The sequence below is a fragment of the Arthrobacter sp. Y3221157 genome, assembly GCF_059089865.1.
The window spans coordinates 1-1,131 of sequence record NZ_JBNHFD010000196.1 but is presented as its reverse complement, the minus strand read 5'-3'; the positions used below and the strand labels follow the sequence as shown (position 1 = coordinate 1,131).

Below are 1,131 nucleotides of genomic sequence, written 5' to 3'. Positions count from 1 at the left end.
GTGATGGCCAATAGATCTGCCCACTTGGATTCGGCGGGATTGGCCATCGTCGGGTTTGTTAGTTCAGTTGGGTGACTCCTTTTCCGGCGAGGGCCTGGGTGAGTCGGATGGAGTCACCGCTGGTTTGGCAGACGTGGGCGTGGTGCAGGAGCCGGTCGACGGTGGCCGTGGCCAGGGTTTTGGGCATGAGCTCGTCGAAGCCGGCAGGGTGCAGGTTCGAGCTGATCGCGACGGAGCGTTTTTCGTAGGCGGCGTCCACGACCCGGTAGAGTCCTTCGGCGGCGTCGGTGGCCACCGGCAACAGGCCGATGTCATCGATCACGACGAGCTCGGCGCGCAGGATCCTGGCGACGGCTTTGGTGACGCTGTCGTCGGTGCGGTGGGCCCGGATTAGGGCACCGAGGTCCTCGAGCCTGAACCAGGCCACGCGCATGCCGGCTTCGACGGCTTGTTGGCCGAGGGCTTCCAGGAAGAACGTTTTCCCGGTGCCGGAAGGTCCGCAGACAACGAGGTTTTCCCTGCGGGTGATCCATTCCAGGGTGCGCAGGGCCTGCTGGGTCGGCGCCGGGATCGAGGAGACTGTCGGGTCCCAGACGTCGAAGGTTTTCCCGGTCGGAAAGCCGGCTGCCTTGCGGCGGGTGGCGAGCATGGACCGTGCCCGGCCGGCTGCTTCTTCGGCGAACAGTGCCTTGATGATCTCCGCCGGTTCCCAGCGCTGGGCACGTGCGGTCGCGATCAGCTCAGGCGCGAGGGCGCGGGCGTGAGGCATTTTCAGTTGCCGCATCAACGCTTCGAGCTCGGCCGGCAGGGCCGGGACGGTGGTGTTTGTGGTGCTGACTGGGCTCATCGGGTCTGCTCCCTTGCAGTGTTGGAGGGCGCCCCGCCCAGGCCTGCCCACGCGCTCGTGCCTTGGGTCAGGGAGCGGGTCTCGTCCGCAGCGTGGGTGGTGGTGCGTCTGACGTTCGCGTTCAGGATCGAGGCCAGGTCGCCGTGGGCGAAGCGCCCATGCAGGGCGGCATCGCCCAGGGCCCGGTCCACCTGCTCGGTCCCAGCGATTTTGGCCAGGGTCACGGCTTCGGCCATTTTCACGTTCATTCGCCCCGTCCCTGCTGCGGCGGCTTCCACCAGCCA

1 protein-coding gene and 1 pseudogene are annotated in these 1,131 nt (G+C 66.9%); both read right to left on the bottom strand.

Annotated features, from left to right (window positions below; translation table 11 throughout):
• Positions 1-58 precede the first annotated feature (58 nt).
• Positions 59-847, bottom strand: coding sequence for an IS21-like element helper ATPase IstB (istB, locus tag AC5RTT_RS20600; RefSeq protein WP_494146713.1), 789 nt, complete (start codon positions 845-847; stop codon positions 59-61).
• Positions 844-1,131: pseudogene (locus AC5RTT_RS20595) on the bottom strand (hypothetical protein); the annotation flags it as partial. The gene istB and the pseudogene AC5RTT_RS20595, both read right to left, overlap by 4 nt.

Excerpts from the sequence above, each read along its gene's own strand:
- istB (WP_494146713.1), bottom strand. The coding sequence starts at position 847 with ATGAGCCCAGTCAGCACCACAAACACCACCGTCCCGGCCCTGCCGGCC.